13 protein-coding genes and 1 pseudogene are annotated in these 17,483 nt (G+C 55.6%); 12 read left to right on the top strand and 2 right to left on the bottom strand.

Annotation, left to right across the window (positions count from 1 at the left end; translation table 11 throughout):
• Positions 1-59: 59 nt before the first annotated feature.
• Positions 60-344, bottom strand: coding sequence for a DUF2282 domain-containing protein (locus tag R6X40_RS24365; protein ID WP_318416875.1), 285 nt, complete (start codon positions 342-344; stop codon positions 60-62).
• A gap of 75 nt (positions 345-419) precedes the next feature.
• Positions 420-671 (bottom strand): DUF2282 domain-containing protein, encoded by a 252-nt coding sequence (locus tag R6X40_RS24360; RefSeq protein ID WP_318416872.1) that lies wholly within the window; start codon positions 669-671, stop codon positions 420-422.
• Between the two features lie 173 nt (positions 672-844).
• Here R6X40_RS24360 and R6X40_RS24355 point away from each other — a divergent pair, with 173 nt between their 5' ends.
• The 12 genes and pseudogenes from R6X40_RS24355 (at position 845) to R6X40_RS24300 (ending at position 17,482) form a co-directional block, all read left to right on the top strand.
• On the top strand, positions 845-1,402 hold the full coding sequence (locus tag R6X40_RS24355; protein WP_318416869.1) for a sigma-70 family RNA polymerase sigma factor: 558 nt from the start codon (positions 845-847) through the stop codon (positions 1,400-1,402).
• Positions 1,399-2,034, top strand: a complete 636-nt coding sequence (locus tag R6X40_RS24350) for an NrsF family protein (protein ID WP_318416867.1) — start codon at positions 1,399-1,401, stop codon at positions 2,032-2,034. Before R6X40_RS24355 ends, R6X40_RS24350 begins: the two co-directional genes overlap by 4 nt.
• Positions 2,035-2,828: 794 nt before the next feature.
• Entirely contained in the window at positions 2,829-4,043 is a 1,215-nt protein-coding gene (repA, locus tag R6X40_RS24345) for a plasmid partitioning protein RepA (RefSeq protein ID WP_318416866.1), read from the top strand.
• Positions 4,040-5,086: a plasmid partitioning protein RepB gene (repB, locus tag R6X40_RS24340; protein ID WP_318416863.1), complete on the top strand. Its 1,047-nt coding sequence runs from the start codon at positions 4,040-4,042 to the stop codon at positions 5,084-5,086. Before repA ends, repB begins: the two co-directional genes overlap by 4 nt.
• 234 nt (positions 5,087-5,320) lie before the next feature.
• Entirely contained in the window at positions 5,321-6,592 is a 1,272-nt protein-coding gene (repC, locus tag R6X40_RS24335; RefSeq protein WP_318416861.1) for a plasmid replication protein RepC, read from the top strand.
• Between the two features lie 4,133 nt (positions 6,593-10,725).
• On the top strand, positions 10,726-11,013 hold the full coding sequence (locus R6X40_RS24330; protein WP_318416858.1) for a DUF982 domain-containing protein: 288 nt from the start codon (positions 10,726-10,728) through the stop codon (positions 11,011-11,013).
• 848 nt (positions 11,014-11,861) lie between these two features.
• Positions 11,862-12,017 (top strand): hypothetical protein, encoded by a 156-nt coding sequence (locus R6X40_RS24325; protein ID WP_318416855.1) that lies wholly within the window; start codon positions 11,862-11,864, stop codon positions 12,015-12,017.
• Positions 12,018-13,973: 1,956 nt separating this feature from the next.
• Entirely contained in the window at positions 13,974-14,228 is a 255-nt protein-coding gene (locus R6X40_RS24320; protein WP_318416853.1) for a hypothetical protein, read from the top strand.
• Positions 14,229-14,669 (top strand): hypothetical protein, encoded by a 441-nt coding sequence (locus R6X40_RS24315; RefSeq protein WP_318416850.1) that lies wholly within the window; start codon positions 14,229-14,231, stop codon positions 14,667-14,669.
• 3 nt (positions 14,670-14,672) lie between these two features.
• Positions 14,673-15,894: pseudogene (locus R6X40_RS24310) on the top strand (HlyD family secretion protein).
• Positions 15,895-16,407: 513 nt separating this feature from the next.
• Positions 16,408-16,857 carry a DUF2721 domain-containing protein gene (locus R6X40_RS24305; RefSeq protein ID WP_318416847.1) on the top strand — a complete coding sequence of 150 codons (450 nt, stop codon included), beginning with the start codon at positions 16,408-16,410 and terminating at the stop codon, positions 16,855-16,857.
• Between the two features lie 460 nt (positions 16,858-17,317).
• Complete coding sequence (locus tag R6X40_RS24300) at positions 17,318-17,482, top strand: hypothetical protein (protein ID WP_318416844.1); 165 nt, start codon at positions 17,318-17,320, stop codon at positions 17,480-17,482.
• Position 17,483: the final 1 nt, after the last annotated feature.

Below are 17,483 nucleotides of genomic sequence, written 5' to 3'. Positions count from 1 at the left end.
AATGAGAAAAAGCGGCGGCGCGGCAGAACCGCGCCGCAAACAGGATTAGCCAAGCCGGATTAGGCTGGAGCTTTGCCCTGTTCAAGCGTGCCCATCCCGTTCGGCGTGGTCATGGTCGTGCATGTGCCGGCCGGAACGAGCTTCCAGGCATTGGTTTGAAAGTCGATCTTTGACGTGCCTGCGCAGGTGGTACCGGCGCCGGCAGCGCAATCATTCTGCCCCTTGAGAGCAACGCCGTAGCACTTTTCCTTGGAGGTATCGGCAGCCGAAGCGGGTGCGCCGATGAGCGTCAATGCCGTTGCGATGGAGGCTGCGAGAGCGAGAGTTGCAGGAATCTTGGTCATAATAAACTCCGATGTTGATAGATGTGAAACTTGGAAAAGAGGGATCCGGCCGGGATCGAGGCCGGATTCGGAAAATCAGGCGGCGTGAAGCGAACCCTTGATCGTCTTGCAGGTGCCCTTCGGAACTTCTTTGAAGGATGCCTTGTCAAAATCCATTTTCGACATGCCGGCGCAGGCATGTTTTCCGGCGGCGCAATCATTCTGACCTTTGAGGGCGATGCCGTAGCATTTTTCCTTGGCATCGGCGGCAGATGCAGGCGCTGCCAAGGAAGCCAGAGCGGAAGCCAGCGAACCGGCGAGAGCAAGAGCGATCAAACGATTGTTCATTGTGGTGTCTCCGTAAATTGGGCAAACCGGCATTGGCCTGCATCAAGGTCTACGGAGGCGGCACCGCGAATATTACAGGCCTCCGAAATTATTTTTTGGGAGGGAAATATTTGTAAAATCGCACCGCTTATGTGTAACAAAGCCCAACGCCGATCCGTAGAGGGGAGTATCGCGTGAAGCATATCGAGCGCGAGAAGGAATGGGCGTTATGGATGCGTGCCGCAATTTCCGGAGACGAGAAGGCCTATTCCCGCTTTCTGGTTGCGGTGACGCCGCATCTTCGTGCTATGGCACGCAGGCGTTGCGAGAGTTTTGGCGCGCCGGTTTCGGACGCGGAAGATGTGGTCCAGGAAGTGCTGATCACCATTCACCTGAAACGGGGAACCTGGGATACGGCGCGGCCAATTGGCCCCTGGATTTCAACGATCGTGCGCAACAAGCTGATCGACAGCCTGCGCCGGCGCGGTCATCGCGTAAACGTCCCGATCGAGGATGTGATCGATATTTTGCAGGCAGAAGATCAGCCGGATGGGCTCGATATGCTCGATGTCGATCGCATGCTGGAAGAATTGAAGGAACCCCAGCGCGATATTGTTCGCTCCATTTCGGTCAATGGAGCCAATGTGCGCGAAACGGCTGAACGGCTCCATATGACGGAGGGTTCGGTGCGGGTCGCGCTACACCGTGCACTGAAAACACTGGCCGCCCTCTATCGGAGTAAATCCGGATGAAAACCGACGATCTGATCAAAATGCTGTCGCAAGATGCCGCGGTGTCGCAGACGCTGGCGCGCGCGGTCGGCTGGGCAATCGCCGGTGGCACGCTGATCGCGGGGCTGGCATTCTTCGCCATCATCGGCTTGCGCCCGGATATCGCGCAGGCGGCAGAAACTGTTCGCTTCCTTTTCAAGTTCGTCATCACCATCTCGCTGGCCATCGCCGCAATCGGCATGGTGCTTCGACTGGCGCGTCCCGGCGTTCCCTTGAGCGGATGGGGCTGGGCACTGGCCGCAGCCCCCGTCCTGCTCGGCGCTGCCGTCCTCATTGAGCTTGCCGTCACACCGGCAGCGGACTGGGGCGTGAAGATGATCGGCACCAATGCCCGCAACTGCCTGACGATCATCCCGCTTCTGTCGATCGGTCCGCTCGCCTGTCTTCTGTTCGCGCTGAAGCAGGGAGCGCCGACGCGGCCGGGGCTTGCCGGAGCCATCGCTGGCCTGGCATCAACAGGCATTGCCGCGACGTTCTATGCGTCTAATTGCACGGACGACAGCCCGCTTTTCGTCATCACCTGGTATCCGCTCGCTGCAGGTATCGTCGTGCTGGTTGGCTACCTCGCGGGAAACCGCCTGTTGAAGTGGTGAATGTTGAAATAGAGGGAGCCCGATGCGTCGGCGGTGGGTCTGCGTTCTTCGTGAATGCCTGCGACGGTCTTTGTCCCCTCAATGCCAGGAAGCCGTACTCGACACCGTTGCGAATTCCGATAGTGGTATCGTGCATTTCGGTGTCCTCATATGATGAAGCCTTCTAAGGCCAAAGGCGCCAATTGTGTGCAGTTCGACGTGGTCCGTCTCAAGTCGAACTGCATGCACTGCGCATGCAAGCGTGTGAAGATACCCACACCGCCTGTTTGTTTCCGCCCTGGCTGGAGAGGGGTTTTTACCTTAAGGTTTGCCGACAGTTTTGGAATGGCCGAACCAACGTCTTGTCTGCCGCGCCAAACGGCGCCTTCTTCAAAACGCCACGGCTATCTTGGAGAAAATGTCGCTTTTGCGCGGTATTGACATTCGCTGCGTGCCCTCCAAGGTCCTTAGACGTCGGAAGGTCTGCCAATACGCAGGCAGCCACATAGGCAAAATCTCCAAGTGATTCTCTTGCGTTAGGTCGTTTTGGTCTCATATGCGGTCTAAGCGCTGCCACTCGGTGACGATAGCACGTCCGAAATTTGAAGATGGCTTGCAATGGCGAGAGACCGCTATTAGACGACTAACAATCTGATAATAAATGTTAATTCCGCTTTCGACGATTATCGAGTGCACTCATAACCGTGGATGTTCAGATTTCTTAGCCAAGTAGGGTTTGACCCGCGTTGGGAATCAGACAATTGTTCCTCGACGGAAAATCAACGACGATCGATTAAAAACCGTCGTGAGGTCAAATGAACACAAAAATGAGTACAAATGGCTTGGTTGAATCGTCAGCCGATAAGATCAGCAGGCAATCCCAATTGCTTTCTGCTCAGCTTCAATCGATTCGTGAGCGCATTTACGAGCCCGAGGCGGCAAAAACGCTGAAGACGTATACATCACGCGATGTTGCCAGTCTTCTAGGTATTGCCGAGTCAACGCTGCGTCAAATGTCGCTGGACGGCGAGAGTGCTATTCCCGATCGGCTGGAAAACGGCCGGCGTATTTACACGCTGCCCCAGATCAACCTGCTTCGGGAGCATTTGGCGCAAAGGCGTCCAGCAGAGGCGTTGAATTTTTTGCCGCGCCGCCGAAAGGGCGACAAGCTGCAGGTCATCACGGTTGCCAATTTCAAGGGCGGGTCGGCAAAAACAACGACGACGGTTCACTTGGCTCACTATCTCGCCATCCAGGGCCTCAGGGTGCTGGCAATCGATCTGGACCCTCAAGCTTCGCTTTCGGCGATGTTTGGGTATCAGCCGGAGTTCGATGTCGACGAGAACGAGACCGTCTACGCGGCGATCCGCTACGATGAGAAGCGACGTCCGATCCGAGAGGTTATTCGCACAACCTACTTCGATGGAATCGATCTGATTCCGGCTAATCTCGAGTTGATGGAATACGAACATGAGACCCCCCAGGCGATTGCCGGTGGGCACGGACGAGGAGATGAAATCTTCTTCAGGCGCCTGAGCGCGGTTATCGGCGATGTCGAAGCCGACTACGACGTGGTTTTGATCGACGCTCCCCCGCAGCTCGGTTATCTCACCCTTGGTGCGCTTTGCGCCGCCACAGCTCTCTTGATCACGATCCATCCAGCAATGATCGACGTGGCGAGCATGAACCAGTTCCTCGCCATGATGAGCGATTTGATGCACGTCATTGAGGAGCGGGGAGGCGTGCTCACCCATGACTTCATTCGCTATGTGCTAACTCGGCATAATCCGAACGATAGCCCGCAGATCAACGTTGTTACGCTGCTGCGCTCACTGTTCAAGGACGATGTTCTTGCACCAGCGGTCGTCGAAACAACAGCGATTGCGAGTGCAGGCCTTGAGAAGAAAAGCCTTTATGAAATGACCCGCGGCAGCGTCGGGCGCGACACCCTCAACCGTGCTCTCGAATCCGTCGATGCCGTCAATGGCGAAATCTTTCAGCACGTTAAACAAGTCTGGGGGAGAACATGACCAATCCTCGCGAACGCAATCAACGGATGAAAAGCCTCTTTGCGAATGTAACTGCCGAAGACACTGCCAAACCTGCAGTACCGCTGACGCCAGAAGCAGAACGACGGCGCGTGGGGTCTTCTGCAGTTAAATCGATGGATCGCGCCTTCGTATCGATCGAGGAGGAAAATAAACGTCTCCATGATCAGCTTGTCTCGGCAGAATCGATTATCGAGATTGATCCTGACCGCATCATCGCGTCGTTTGTGAATGATCGCTTGGACATTGAGGGCGACCGGAGTTTTCAAGCTTTCGTTGACGGCATAAGGGAGGCCGGCCAGAAGCTCCCGATTCTGGTGCGCCCCCTCCCCGGCAAGCCCGGTCACTATCAAGCGGCTTATGGCCACAGGCGTCTTCGAGCCTGCCAGATTCTCCGGCGGCCGGTCAAGGCGATCGTCCGCGAGCTTTCGGACGAAGAGCTCGTTGTGTCTCAAGGCATTGAAAATTCGGAGCGCCTCAACCTCTCCTTCATCGAGCAGGCACTGTTTGCCCTGACACTGAAGGAGCGCCGGTACTCACGCGAGACAATCTCGGATGCCTTGGGACGCAAGGAAGGGCAGCGACTCGCATATATCTCGATCCTGACCAACATCGCCGGCATGATCCCCGCCGACCTCATTCGCAAGATTGGCCCAGCTACCTCGATTGGCCGCCCGAAATGGGAGAAACTCGGGGCTTTGTTTCAAAACGGGAAATTGTCAAGCGCGCAATCTTTAGTTGTAAGTTCAGTTATTAATTCGGTTGAATGGGGTGCGAGCGACAGCGATAAACGCTTCGCGTTGATCCAGGCAGCACTGGATCCGTCCGTAAAGCGCGACACAGATGTTATCGAAGTTTCCGTCGCTGGTGGCAGCCTAATTGTTGCGAAGAAATCGGCAAGTACCACCCAGATTGCCATTCCGGATGGCCGGTTGCCCGGGCTTTCCGCTTGGCTGATCGCGCGCCTTCCTGCGCTCGTCGAAGAATTCCAGGCAATGCCGAAAGAGGACGCTGACATGAGATGATCGCACGCACGAAAAAGGGTCTGACGACGCCAATCATCAGACCCCCAATCCATTAGCCAACGGAACGAAAGCGAACCGTCAACATCAGCCTTAGCAATCTGATTCTATGACGGTTGTGGCGCTTAATCAAGCCTCTGTTACTTCTCAGAGCGCTTTTTTGTGCCCTGTTTTCCGCTGGCCTCCCGACACACGACCTATTGGGACTGTGGTTCTGCGGACCGCAGCGTGAAAGCTATGACCGAAATCACCTCCGTTGCGTCCTTCAGACGCGTAACCCCCGGGATTGTTGCCAGTGCCCGTTTGGCAATGGCAAACGATGTCCCGGATACAACCAAGGGCGAGATTTCCCTGCTCCTCAAGCGAGCCGCCCCGGTGCTGGGCATCGATGGCACAACCTATCATGTCATGGACATCTTGCTAGGGTTGTCTCGCGCTGACGACTGGAAGGGCGCGGCACGCCCCATCGTCGCGATCTCCAACGCTAAACTTGCCGAATACACGATGCGATCGGAGCGGACTGTCATTCGTTGCATTCGCCGCTTGGTTGAGGTTGGTATCGCAGCGTACCGTGATAGCTCAACCGGCCGGCGGTTTGTTTACCGTGACAACCAGGGCGATATCGCCGTTGGCTTTGGGATCGACTTTACTCCTTCACGTGTACGGGTGTCCGAGCTCAAAATGGCCGTCGAGCAGTATCACATGAAAATCAACCGGGAACTGGCGGCCAAGAGGGACGTTTCACGTCTTTCAAGGGCCATTACCGATCTCTGCAAGGCCTTCCCGGAAGCGTCCGCTGGATGGGAAGCCCAGTCGCGTGACGTACAGGCGGCGGGGGTGAGCGTCGAGGACAGAGCCGAAGCGTATCGTGTGTTGCATGCGAGCATCGTCGAGGAAAGCACAAGGCATGCAGAGTTTCACAATTTGTCACCCGAGCATGACATTGATGTCATCCCTTATATTAATACAACCCATGAATCTCATCTTGGAAGTATGAAACACCGGACCCGCTCAAGAGAGCGGGAAGATCCAACACAAAACAGCGGCACAGCCGCTGAAGAGGCTTTTGAAAAAAAGCCTGCGGCAAAACCGAGAGCGTCGCAAGCGGTAGCAGAGGCTGGCACCGATCGAAACACGGATACTGTGCAGGGCGAAGTTCTGGCGTCCGTGTCTATCGGGCTACTTCAGCTCGCCTGCCCCGAAGCCCAGGCGATGATTGGCGCTAAATTTGATTCTTGGTCTGCCCTTGGGAGATCCGGCGAGATGCTGCGCCGGATGATTGGACTTTCGGAAGCCGGCTGGGCCGATGGCTGCAACAAAGTTGGCTTGTACGCAGCGAGCGCAATCTTGACCACTGTGCTTGAGAAATCCATCCGCGACCCGGACCAAATATCCAAGCCGGCTGGATATTTCAGGGCAATGGTGGATCGTGCGATAGACGGCAAGCTTAATCTTGAGCGCTCGTTGTTCGGGTTGGCGGAAGGAGTTTATCCATCGACGGAAAAGTAACAGCTGTTACTTTTCCGGTTGCCTAGGCTATCAGCGGTATCATGCGCTGAAATTTCCAAGGTTGCTGTTGAACCAATGTAAGGCAATTATCGGGCTTTTTGGAAGTAGGCTGACCCGCCAATTGTGCGAGAATTTGGAAGATCGATGTAACGGTCCGGTAATCGACCAAAACGGACGTGAGGCAAACACATGCTGGCCCTGCTGGGAGGTTCGGTCAGCGTACACGACAGTGGTTAACCCTGCTGCCGCCAAACTCTTGAAACAAACTGCATCGACGATACCGCAAATCAGGAGCGAAGGAATCAAAAGAAAAGTAACAGCTGTTACTTTTCTGGCCGTGAGGGAAAACGAATTCAATTTGGTCGTGAGCTTCCGACGCTACCCCCCCCCCACCCTCTCATTGACATTTCTCTTTCTAGAATAACTGATGCACCAATCAGAAAGAATGAGACAGATATCGATCGTGCCGTGACAGAGTAGGCTGCACTTGGTTGGGGTCAGAACAAATCCATCTGGCTACTGGACGCTGGCCAGAGCCTGATCATGAGACGACAGATTGCTGAATTCGCTCCGCCGTTATCGAAGGCGCAGTGATAGACGCCACCAGCACAAACAAGGTTCGTTAGCAGAACTTGCCGTGTGGGACAGACGTGGCCACGATCAAGCTCAGGGACATTATCTGGAAGAGCCGAAAGCCAGGTTCCCTGCCCGCAACGGTTTTGAATTCATTTCGCACGAACGCGGCGGCTTCCATGTCAATACGACTGGGAAAGAGATCAGCTGCGAAATATGCCCGTAAACAGCGACTAACGCGCAATGCATGGACATTCTGCTCGCGCAGAGGTCAATCAGAAAGACCGCGAAAACCGTTGCCGGATTGAAGGTCGCAGTGGACGTATAGCCTTCAACGATGTTGGGGCCAAGGGCGCTAACTTGACCGCTCTTGCAGTAAGCCTCGCTCCCATTTCCTGGTGGTCGTTCTGCGGTCGTTGGGGATGTTTTTGGATGCCCCCTCGCCTCGGCCGCCAGAAATTCGAAGGCCAATAGCCAAGTAAATCGAAGGAACCAAGGAACACCAATTCACTCGAAACAACTGCGTGGTCGCGGCTGTCGGAAAACTAGGGCAATCGGCGATTGTTGGCAGAGGTGTCAGTCAATGGCCGATCGGATGTACTTCTTCACCAAGGTGTCGAAATCCTACTATCGTCGCGGAACCGAATGGGACCCGTGTTGCGGAAGACCAACGACGATATTGCTCTCCAGCCGGTCGGGCGGATGTGCCGCGCGCCCTACCCGCCATCAAGCACATGATGGCGCAGCGGACACGAGCGGCACGCAGTCCATATTGCCGCGATGGAACGAAAACCCGGCAAGAGGCTAACGATGCAAGGCGGTCTGATGTGCCTGGTGAAAGGAATGCCCTGCCGGCAGAGAATGTGCGGTTGTTTTGATGTCGGGCGCTTCAGTCTGTTCCAGTCCGCGAGAACCGCTGCGTCACTGGTTTAGTTGTCCAAAGCGCCGCCGCACATGCCCTGGCGCCTGAGGCGAAACTGTAGCATGAAGCCGGGTGTCCGCCCTCCTCCGGTTTAAGCGCCTTGCGGCCAGCAGTGATAGAGAAAGAAAGGTGATTGATCGCATATCGGATTCCGGCATCCGGATAAGGATGCAGGAACAGCCACGGCGCACGGCGAAGCGGAATGAAGCACTAGCCTATAGTAGGTCGCTGATGTTTCCAGCTGTAGTGGAGTTTGTGCGGTTCCGCCATCGCAGTCAAAGCTCCGGATGGGGTCGAGTTTAGAAGAGTGGCGGTCTTCTGGAATTCGGGATAGCGTTCCCGCCAGCCATAAGCTCCAAACCATGACACGTGAACGCGGACGTACCAGTCAAGGATCGGATCGTCGTTTCAGTTGGCTGCAGCTACCAAGCATAGGCCAGTATCAGGCATCATTTGGATTGTCGCAATCCACACTCTCGCAGCGTTCACGGGCCTACTCCAATGGAGATTCCCGACAAAAAGCACGTTTCTGACCCGGTCCGTTTCACGAGGCGGCCAGGTCAAAGAGCCGCGCGTCGAAATGGTCAACCGCCCTGCCCGGCGGCGGCGCGCAACGTGGCGACCCCGGGCAGTTGGTTGTCGCGGTTCGCTCTGTTTGGGCGTCAAGTCTAGACGTCAGTTGAACACGCCGTTCAAACTTCCGCACTGGCCAAGCACGAAAACTGGAGATTAGCGCTGACGCACAAGCCGGGCGACCGGTGGAGTAGTCGTGTTCGATCATAGGTTAGATGATGACAACGCCCGCAGCGAAAATGTCTGGAGAAACCTGTAGCACCCACCCCGGCCTCAAAGCGCTGGGGTTGCCGGGATTTACCCGATCAAACACTTTGGATTGGCGTGTCGTTCGTTCCCTTTGACGTAGCGCGAGGAGAGTTTCGCTAAGCTGGCTGCAGGACGCTGTAGCAGGCGTGGGCAGCAGTATCGCTTGCTGAACGCCCCCCTGCCCGCACCTGCAGACCTTTCCAGTTCAGATCGGCTAACTCGAGCCAGTCGCAGGAACTTTATACAAGGTGAGAGCGCACTGTTGATCTGATTTATAGGAAATTCCAGTAGGCGGGGACCAAAGAGAGCCAGATATGGGGTAGCGATGCTGTGTCACGGGTACCGTTGAAACCGAATGGATGTGAATAGCCGCGTCTCTTGCCTTGGCGGTGCCGCTTGCGGATAGACTTTGGGCGCGTGTGTGCGGGGCCGATCGGACAGGTCGGAAGGCCCCCGTTTCGGTATAATCGACAACGCCACGAAGGTCCTCAAGCCTGCGCTGGGTCACCGCATCGGCCAGGGTGTAGGACTGAGTAAGACTATAGCATCACACGCGTTCTGCACTGCTTGGCATGTCAAATCGCTGCCAGCAGCGCGTGGTTTGTATCCCTGACAAGGCGATGGAAAGCGGTTAACCGAGGAGGGAACATCGTCCTCCGAGCGTGGCGCCGAGCCAAGCTGTATTCTATCGGGTCGAAAGGGCGAATTTAATGGCAGTTAATCGCTCTCGGAGAACCGTGAATTTCCAGTTTTAGGCATGTCACTAAGCCTTTCGCGGGACGGGCATTGTGTTCTGGCGGAAAACGTCGAACTGAGGTACGCCGAGCACTTAGGAGGTGGAATTGCCATAGATCAAACCGGTAGTTTGTTGCCCGTTGCCGAACTCATACAAAGCCCAGTGAGCAGCATTCATTTGACCAACATCGACTGCTATCGTCTCTAAGATGCCCTTATGTTGTTTTGGTATTCGCCTTGCCGAGTGCGCAATTTTCTGCGGTTATGGTGAGTGAAATCGCCGGCATGAAACGCACCAGCACTTGCGCGGTCTTCTGCGCTCCTGCATTTCCGAGTCTGATCTTTTAGGCATTGAAACGATCACCGATGTGCCGTCCTATGGACTCCGTCAGGGAATTCTTTTTTCGTGTCGTCCTACGTGCGACAGCGATATCTGACGGACCTCCCCGTTGAACGCATCCACCACAGGCCTTGCCGCTTGGCCCGCCTATTGATCTTTGGTGCGCTGAAAACGAGCGCACAGGGGCTCCAGCTTCTGTTTGAAGCGTTCGCCGAAGGGAAATAGTGGGTCGACTTCCGGAAGATCCTCTGTCGTTAGGGAGAAGTTAGAAACTTCAGCGAGAGATGGAGCGGTTCTGGTAGCCCGGGCGGTGAGGTCTGATCCCACCGACAAAACGACCCTCAGTCTGTCGTCGGAGGCGCGATAGGCAGCACCATTATTATAAACTGCCGGCGGTGCCAGGAACATTGCGGTCGAAGCGACGTCAATGACGTCACTGCTGATCCCACCGTTTACGATCCTGCACGGTCGCGCGGAGCCAAGATATTGCGCGCCTCAGCCTCCTTAGATACTTCTGCAGCCGTTTGAACGTTCCAATACGAGTGTAATCTCTGCTCGTTCATGCGGCAAGCGTTACGGGGCCCCGCATCGACAGTTCGGGGTGATCTCGCTCCGTATTTCGCATGGGACGATGAAATCGCCCGTCTGGCTCAGCACATGGCTATGGCGCGAGCCTTAGCGCGAGCTGGAACGGGCATTGCGTGAGGCCTAAAGTATTCTCTTGGCCGTTGAAGAGATCGCATGAGGCCTGAGATGTTGCACCAATTTCCAGCATTCTGGGTGCTTACGGGTCCGCGGGAACGATACAAACTCGTGGAAACCGTGGATACCCTCGAAACCGTCGATGCTGCAGCGTGGTTATTGATGCACCTTTGGCCCTCAAATAAGGGGGGTGAATACATCGATGCACTGGACGCCTACCGCGATGCGCTCTTTGGTGTTGCTTTGGCTAACACAGGTCGCGAGGCGCCGATGCGGGCCGCGGATGAAGCCTGTGTTGCTAGGGGAGGGGCTTTAAGTTGCCGCTAAGCGCGGGGTATCGCTCGCAGAGCGCACTGAAAATGCCGGGCCGGTTCGGGATCATCATCCATGATGAAGCGGCTCACGCTATATTTCATACTTCCGGGCAGGAAGGTTGGCTCTTGGCAGGCCTTAATTGCTTCGCGCCTGCCTTGTTCGTCATATTGGTTGCCATAGAGAAGCGGGCGGGGTTCTATCAGATGCCAGTTACTTCGATATTTGTGTGGGAAATTCACAGCCTTTGAACAGTTGCGGTTCACGGCGAACTGGTTTGGGCAGCATAGCCTTATTCCTCTGGCTTAAAGAAAATGGAGACTGTCTTCCAGCGTACCCCGCGTTGCCAAAGTGAAGGTTTCACCGGTCTTGTCTTCTAACACTTCGCGGGGGCATTCCGCTTGATCGTTTTTACTAAGGCCTCTGCGACGGTTGCCTTGTCGGATAAGCGCCAATGCAACAGGCGGGCAACTGCCCGGTGCTCTTCAACCTTCTGTTAGTCGGCGGCAATACCGGAATTTTGGTGCGGAGTTTCGCGCTCGACGCGGGAGCAGATGATAGAACCATTTCGAATGGAGATGGAAAGCGGATCCCACCGCATCAGTGAACATGGTTGGCCAGTGTGGCCGGTCAAACTATTGAAGGCGGTTCTTTGACTGGTGGTTTGCTGCATGGGTTTGGGTATCCATGTTACAGACATCAGTTTGATTGTCAGTTGACCGTCTTTCCCGAAATCGGACATCATTTGATTTCAATGGATTAGCTGATTCAGCTGTCGTGAGCCCGCTTCGGTTTCATTGAGACTGAACTGTCACGCGATTCATATGTGGTGAGATTACCTCGATGCCAAGCGGGAGAAGGCTATGCGACGTGATCAGCTTAACGAAGAAGAATGGCGGGACGTGGTTCGGAATGCGGACGTTCTACGACGGCTGCCGCTGCGGCCCACCGCTGGGGAAATCGCCGACGCGATGGCGGAGCTTGCGATCAGCCGAGCGACGCTGTTCCGCTGCCTGTAGCGGTACAAAACAGAGGAGCGTGCCGCAGCGCTTATTAACCGGAAGCCAGGACGGCGCGGTGGCATCGACGCATTTGATCCGGCTTTTAAGGCAATTGTCGATCGCAACATTACGACGTTCTATGCCACCCCAGAACGCCCGACGTTAACCCGATTACGAAAGCGCATTTTTGCCGATTGCCGTGCAGAACGTTTGCCGCCTCGGTCGATCAGGCGCCTGAAGGGTTATCTTGCGACTTTAGATGTGAAAGCCATGAGCTCGTGGCTGGAGCGGATCGCGGACTTCTATCTAATTTCCCTGGATGAGCTGCAGGGGCATGTCGGGTGGGCTCCACCCGCGCTGGAACTGGAGCGAGAACCCGTGCTGCGCGATCTGGAGTGCTTCGCCGCGGCAACAAGCAGTTCGGTGGAACGCCTGCTCGCTATGACTTTCCACGGGCTGGCGTCACGCTATTGTAACCTTCTCCGGTGGAGAGCTGGAGAGACCTGCTTTGTTTGCTCGCGGGGCATGCGACGACCGCCGCGGCTTGGAATGTGGTCCTTCGCTTTCTCCCTCTGGTGCGCACGACACCATCAGCCGCTGTCCAGCCTCGACACCCGCGGTGTCAGTATTTTCGGTGATCATTGGGCAGGTCGCAGGGGAGGGGAGATAATCACCCGATGGGCATTGGACAACGAAGCCGCGGGATTCCCTGCAGGGCTATTTTTGTCGCTGCTGCTGTCGCCGATACGCAAAGCTCCACCCGCGGGCGGCGCCGTGGGAACTGGCCAGATTGCCGACGCCGCGTCGGCACGGGCATTTGGGTCGCTCGAAGTGCTACCGGCGTCTTGCCTTAACGATCTTGGTCTCAGAATTCAGGGTAGCAGTGCCGGTCTATGATCAGCAACTGCCTTCGCGCATCGCTGCACTTCCGGCTACACCATGGGCGGAACGGTAGGCGCTTGCCATCGGCGTTGCTCTCGTGCTGAACAATCCGGCCGATGCGATCGACCGCATCCTCGAAGCATCCGATGAGCATGGCCGGAAGAAGACGATGGCTTTAATTGATCAGTGACCGGCGGACGTGCGCAACGCTGTCAGTCCCCAGCTTATCGACCAACGGAAGAGATGAATTGACCGTTCTAAAGATGAAAAGAGGAATTTTCCGACCCTCACAAATGGCTGTACAGGGGCTTTCGTGGGTAGGGATGACCCAAAGGGTGTAAAAATTCTAAAACGCGCCCTGAGTCATCCTTGGCCGAAACTGGGCCGGTCGGATCTTGCCGCCGCCGAAGCGTCGAGGAAGGCCGCAAAAATGTAAGGAGATGCTCTATTTGGCCTCTTCAATCTGCCTGGGCACGGATTTGCTGAGACTAACCGCGCCCGAGTCAGAAATCAGTGAGACTGATTGACAGACGCCCCTCGGCGTATCAGCGTCGAAGAAAGTGAAGAAGATAAGTGCAGTATCCCCCCCAGGCAGGGCGTCTGCAGCGAATGCTGCTCACTAAAGCCGCGGCGGAATCTCATCAATTTCGGTCAACTGACAATACCATCGCTATATGATCGCGATCACATGCGCGCGTTGGAAGTGATAGGAGGCCGCCGGCTCAGCTATGCGTAACCCTATTTTTAGGGACCGGCGCGATGATATGCACATTCTTGCCCACTCTGGCTAAAGCGAGCGATAATGCAACATTATCGGTCTTTATCACGCGACGGCGGGCGGTGCGGTTTTTTTGATCAGGGCCACCTAATGCGCACACGATATACCCCTGGTCGGCTCCCTTGGCGCCGGAAATGCCTCCTGATAGGGAGTCTCCGTATCGACAGTCGGCCCGTCCAGGCCGACTTCACCGCGACTGGCATGTGAGGAAGGATATTAACTTTTGCATCAATTTAACCCAGTTTTCTAGTTCACCCTAACCCGGTCATAGGCGGGTTTAAATGTGCTGAACATGGCTGGAGAGACGCCAGTCGATGATCGCCGGAGAGCGTTGGCAGCAGCGCACGCGGGCGTTTTCTGAAGCGCGAAGCGAACGCTCACCAAGTCAAGCCGTGCTGCTGTTAGAAACAAACAAATCCATATCGCTTGGTGGACGACCAACCGTTCGTGAGATAGGTTGCAGAGAATGTCGAACACCCATCGCGTTTGGTATTTCCTCGGCGCTATCAGGATTTCAGGCAAGTTTTATGATTGAGCAGCACGTGCTTCGACAAGAAGGCGAAATATAAGTGGCCGAACAGATTCATCCAGCTGCCATCGAACACTTACCAGTGTTCATAACGCAGCCTGGGCAAACAGATTACCTCTTCAATGGGGTGGTGGTTTTTCTTCTAGTTGCGGTCCTCGTCGTTGGGAACCTGTACTTTCAGCTCCATTCCATTCCCGAGCGTCGGGCGCATCGAACGAGCAAGGTGCAGATGGAGATCGTTGCGATCCTGGCACTGATCTCGCTGTTCACCCACAATCATCTCTTCTGGATCGCTGGTCTTTTGCTTGCCTTCATTCAAATCCCTGATTTTTCGTCACCGCTCTATTCGATAGCTCAGTCTCTGGCGAAACTTTCAGGCCGTGATGCCGAAGCAACAGGGGATCCGGCGCTCGTGTCGGAAGAGTCAGTGAACGCGATCGATCCAGCGTCCAAGATGGACACGCATGGCGGGGGTATTTGAGCCATGTTTGAATTGATGCTCTGTTCGATGCTGACAGTCCTGCCCGACTTCCTTTTTCGCCGATATGTCCAGGGAAAGCGGATCGGCCGCGAAATCAACTAGCGTGTGGTACGAGCTTCGCTGGGGCATCACCGCTTGTCTGCTCCTGACCGTTTTGCTGATCACGATGATTTTCTATTTCCACCCCTCCACGAAGAGCGTCACGGCGGTATTCCGAACAGTGACGATCCTGCCTGAAACGATCGGTCGCGTCGAAGAAGTTTTCGTCGGTATGAACCAGAAGGTTGAGGCTGGGACACCGCTCTTCCGGATGGATGGTTCCGAGCAGGAAGCAGCCCTCGAAACCTCCCGGCGGCGGATCACGGAAATCGAGGCCGAGACAGCCGTGGCGCAGACCGAACTCGCTGGCGCGGATGGCCAAATCAAGGAGGCGCAGGGCGCCTATCAGATGGCTGTCGACGAATATGAGATGAAGGCACAACTCCTCAAGAGTGACGCTGTGGCCAAACGGGAAGTCGAACGTCTGGAATCGACCATCGAAAGCCGGAAGGGCGCTCTGGATGGAGCCTTGGCGAAGAAACGGACTCTGGAGACCAAGATCGCTTCGTTGCTCCCCGCACAAAAGGCGAGCGCCGAAGCGGCGGTAGCTCAAGCGCAGGTCCAGTTGGACAAAACCGTTGTCAAGGCGGGTGTTGCAGGCTCGGTCCAGCAGTTTACGTTGCGCCCCGGAGACATTGTCAATTCGATGCTGCGCCCAGCTGGTATCCTTGTGCCAAGCGAAGCGGGTCGGGTGGCCCTCATTGCGGGTTTTGGGCAGATTGAGGCGCAAGTCCTGAAGCCGGGGATGATCGCGGAGGCGACCTGCATCGGCAAGCCGTTCACCATCATTCCGATGGTAGTGACCGTCGTCCAGGATGTCATTGCTGCCGGACAGTTGCGCCCGACAGATAAGCTTCTTGATATTGCCGAAACTGGCAAGCCGGGAACGCTTACCGCTTACCTGGAGCCGCTCTACCCCGGACAACTGCAAGGTATTCCTCCAGGAAGCAGCTGTATAGCCAATGCCTATACCAACAACCACGATGCGCTGGCCGACAAGAACATTGGTACGCTGCGTTGGACTTTCCTGCACATGGTGGATGCGGTCGGGCTCGTGCATGCGATGATCTTGCGAATGCAGGCAGTCCTTTTGCCAGTACAAACACTTGTGTTTTCAGGTCATTGATGGCATCCCTGCGATAGCAAATACCCGTACGCGTCACACCCTTCCGCTACCCAACTCCGATGTTCAAGCGGCATTGTGGGTGGCTGTCAGGGAGGCCATTATTCAGCTCTGCGTGGAAATCAACAGCCGTTGCAAACACGCCCAAGAAGGTTACGCGCACCGGCCCCTATAGATATCACAACCACTCGCGTTAACGCCGGCCGCCTAGCAACGCCGGGAACAGGAGCAATGTTAATGATACTGTAGCCACGAGCATCCGTTGTGGCGACCCCAGAGCCCAGTAGCGGTATCATTTGCTGGCAGCGAAATCGGCGGACGACTGCAATGCAGAGCGGAACCGTCGAATGCGAAAGAAGCGAGGATGCGCAAAGAGAAATTCCCGTCCCCAACTTGAACGAGCGGCGCAGCGCTCGCCGCTGACAGCTTCGCTGCGACAAATGGTAAAGTCGGCACGACGCAAGGAGGAGTGTTGTGAGATGTTTTGTTATTTTTGCCCGATAGCGCGGAGCCATCATGGACACCCCAACGATTATCAGCGACTACGCAGATGCCATTCAGACCTCCCTGGCCCCGGTTTTCTTGCTTGCTGGTACCGCAGCGTTTGTGAGTATCTACTGTACTCGCCTCGGCAGGGTATCCGACCGACTTAACGAGATCGCAGACAAGAAATCATCAGGTGAAAAGTCACGACGGCAGCTCGTTTATCTGCGGCGACGAACTCTGGCCCTTGAAGTGGCGGTTATCCTTGGTTTGTTGGCTGGCATCTGCACGTGCGCGTCGATTTTGAACCTGCTCTCGGGTGCGCTCGCCATCCGCCTTCGGCCTGAAAACCTCTCCTGGTTCTTTGGTGGAGCGATAATCTCGCTCATGCTCTCTCTGCTCGCGTTCCTGTTTGAACTCCTGGCAGCGGGTCGAAGCATGCTTTTGCAAATCCGTGGAGACCGAAGCTCTCAAGAGCCGTGATCGCACAGTTGCAGGCGTGGTTACGCCTTCAGATGCCCCAACATATTGGGAATGGCAAAATCCATCGCCGCAGCCCCCCCTCAGGTCCGACGTTTATTCCAACGAGGTAACCGCTCGCTTCTCGTCTACAGGCTCGGCGGCGCGTATTTCATTTCAGACGGTGAACTTGTAGTTTCTGGTTGAGGGTTCTGATCCCTTCGAAGCGCCAAAGCGCTGAATGCAACCAGCACATATGAGGCAAGACAATACACCTGAGCAAACGTCCGCATTTCATGTAATCTTTGCTGAGTAATGTCACATTGAGGCCGGGCTACAGAGCCAACCGGCACATTGCTGAGTCCACCTCATAAGATCATCCCATTTACTACCGCTAATCGCAGGTAGTGATCGCGCCTACCTCTCGGTCAATGCTGGCCGCGGCCATGCAGAACATTCCTTGTTCAACCTGGAGGTTTTATAAATGAAACATTGGAAACTGAACGCAGGTGCCTACGATCTCAATGGGTTGGTGCAGGAAGAAGTGGCCAAGCCGGAACCCGGTCCGGGCGAAGTCCGAATCCGCCTGCATGCGGTATCGCTGAACTATCGCGACCATCTGGTCGTTACATCGCCGATCGGACGCTGAT

Origin of the sequence: Rhizobium sp. PL01 (assembly GCF_033447125.1) — a bacterium.
Taxonomy (GTDB): domain Bacteria; phylum Pseudomonadota; class Alphaproteobacteria; order Rhizobiales; family Rhizobiaceae; genus Pararhizobium.
The sequence above is the reverse complement of the archived record's forward strand: the minus strand, read 5'-3'. Positions and strand labels throughout refer to the sequence as shown.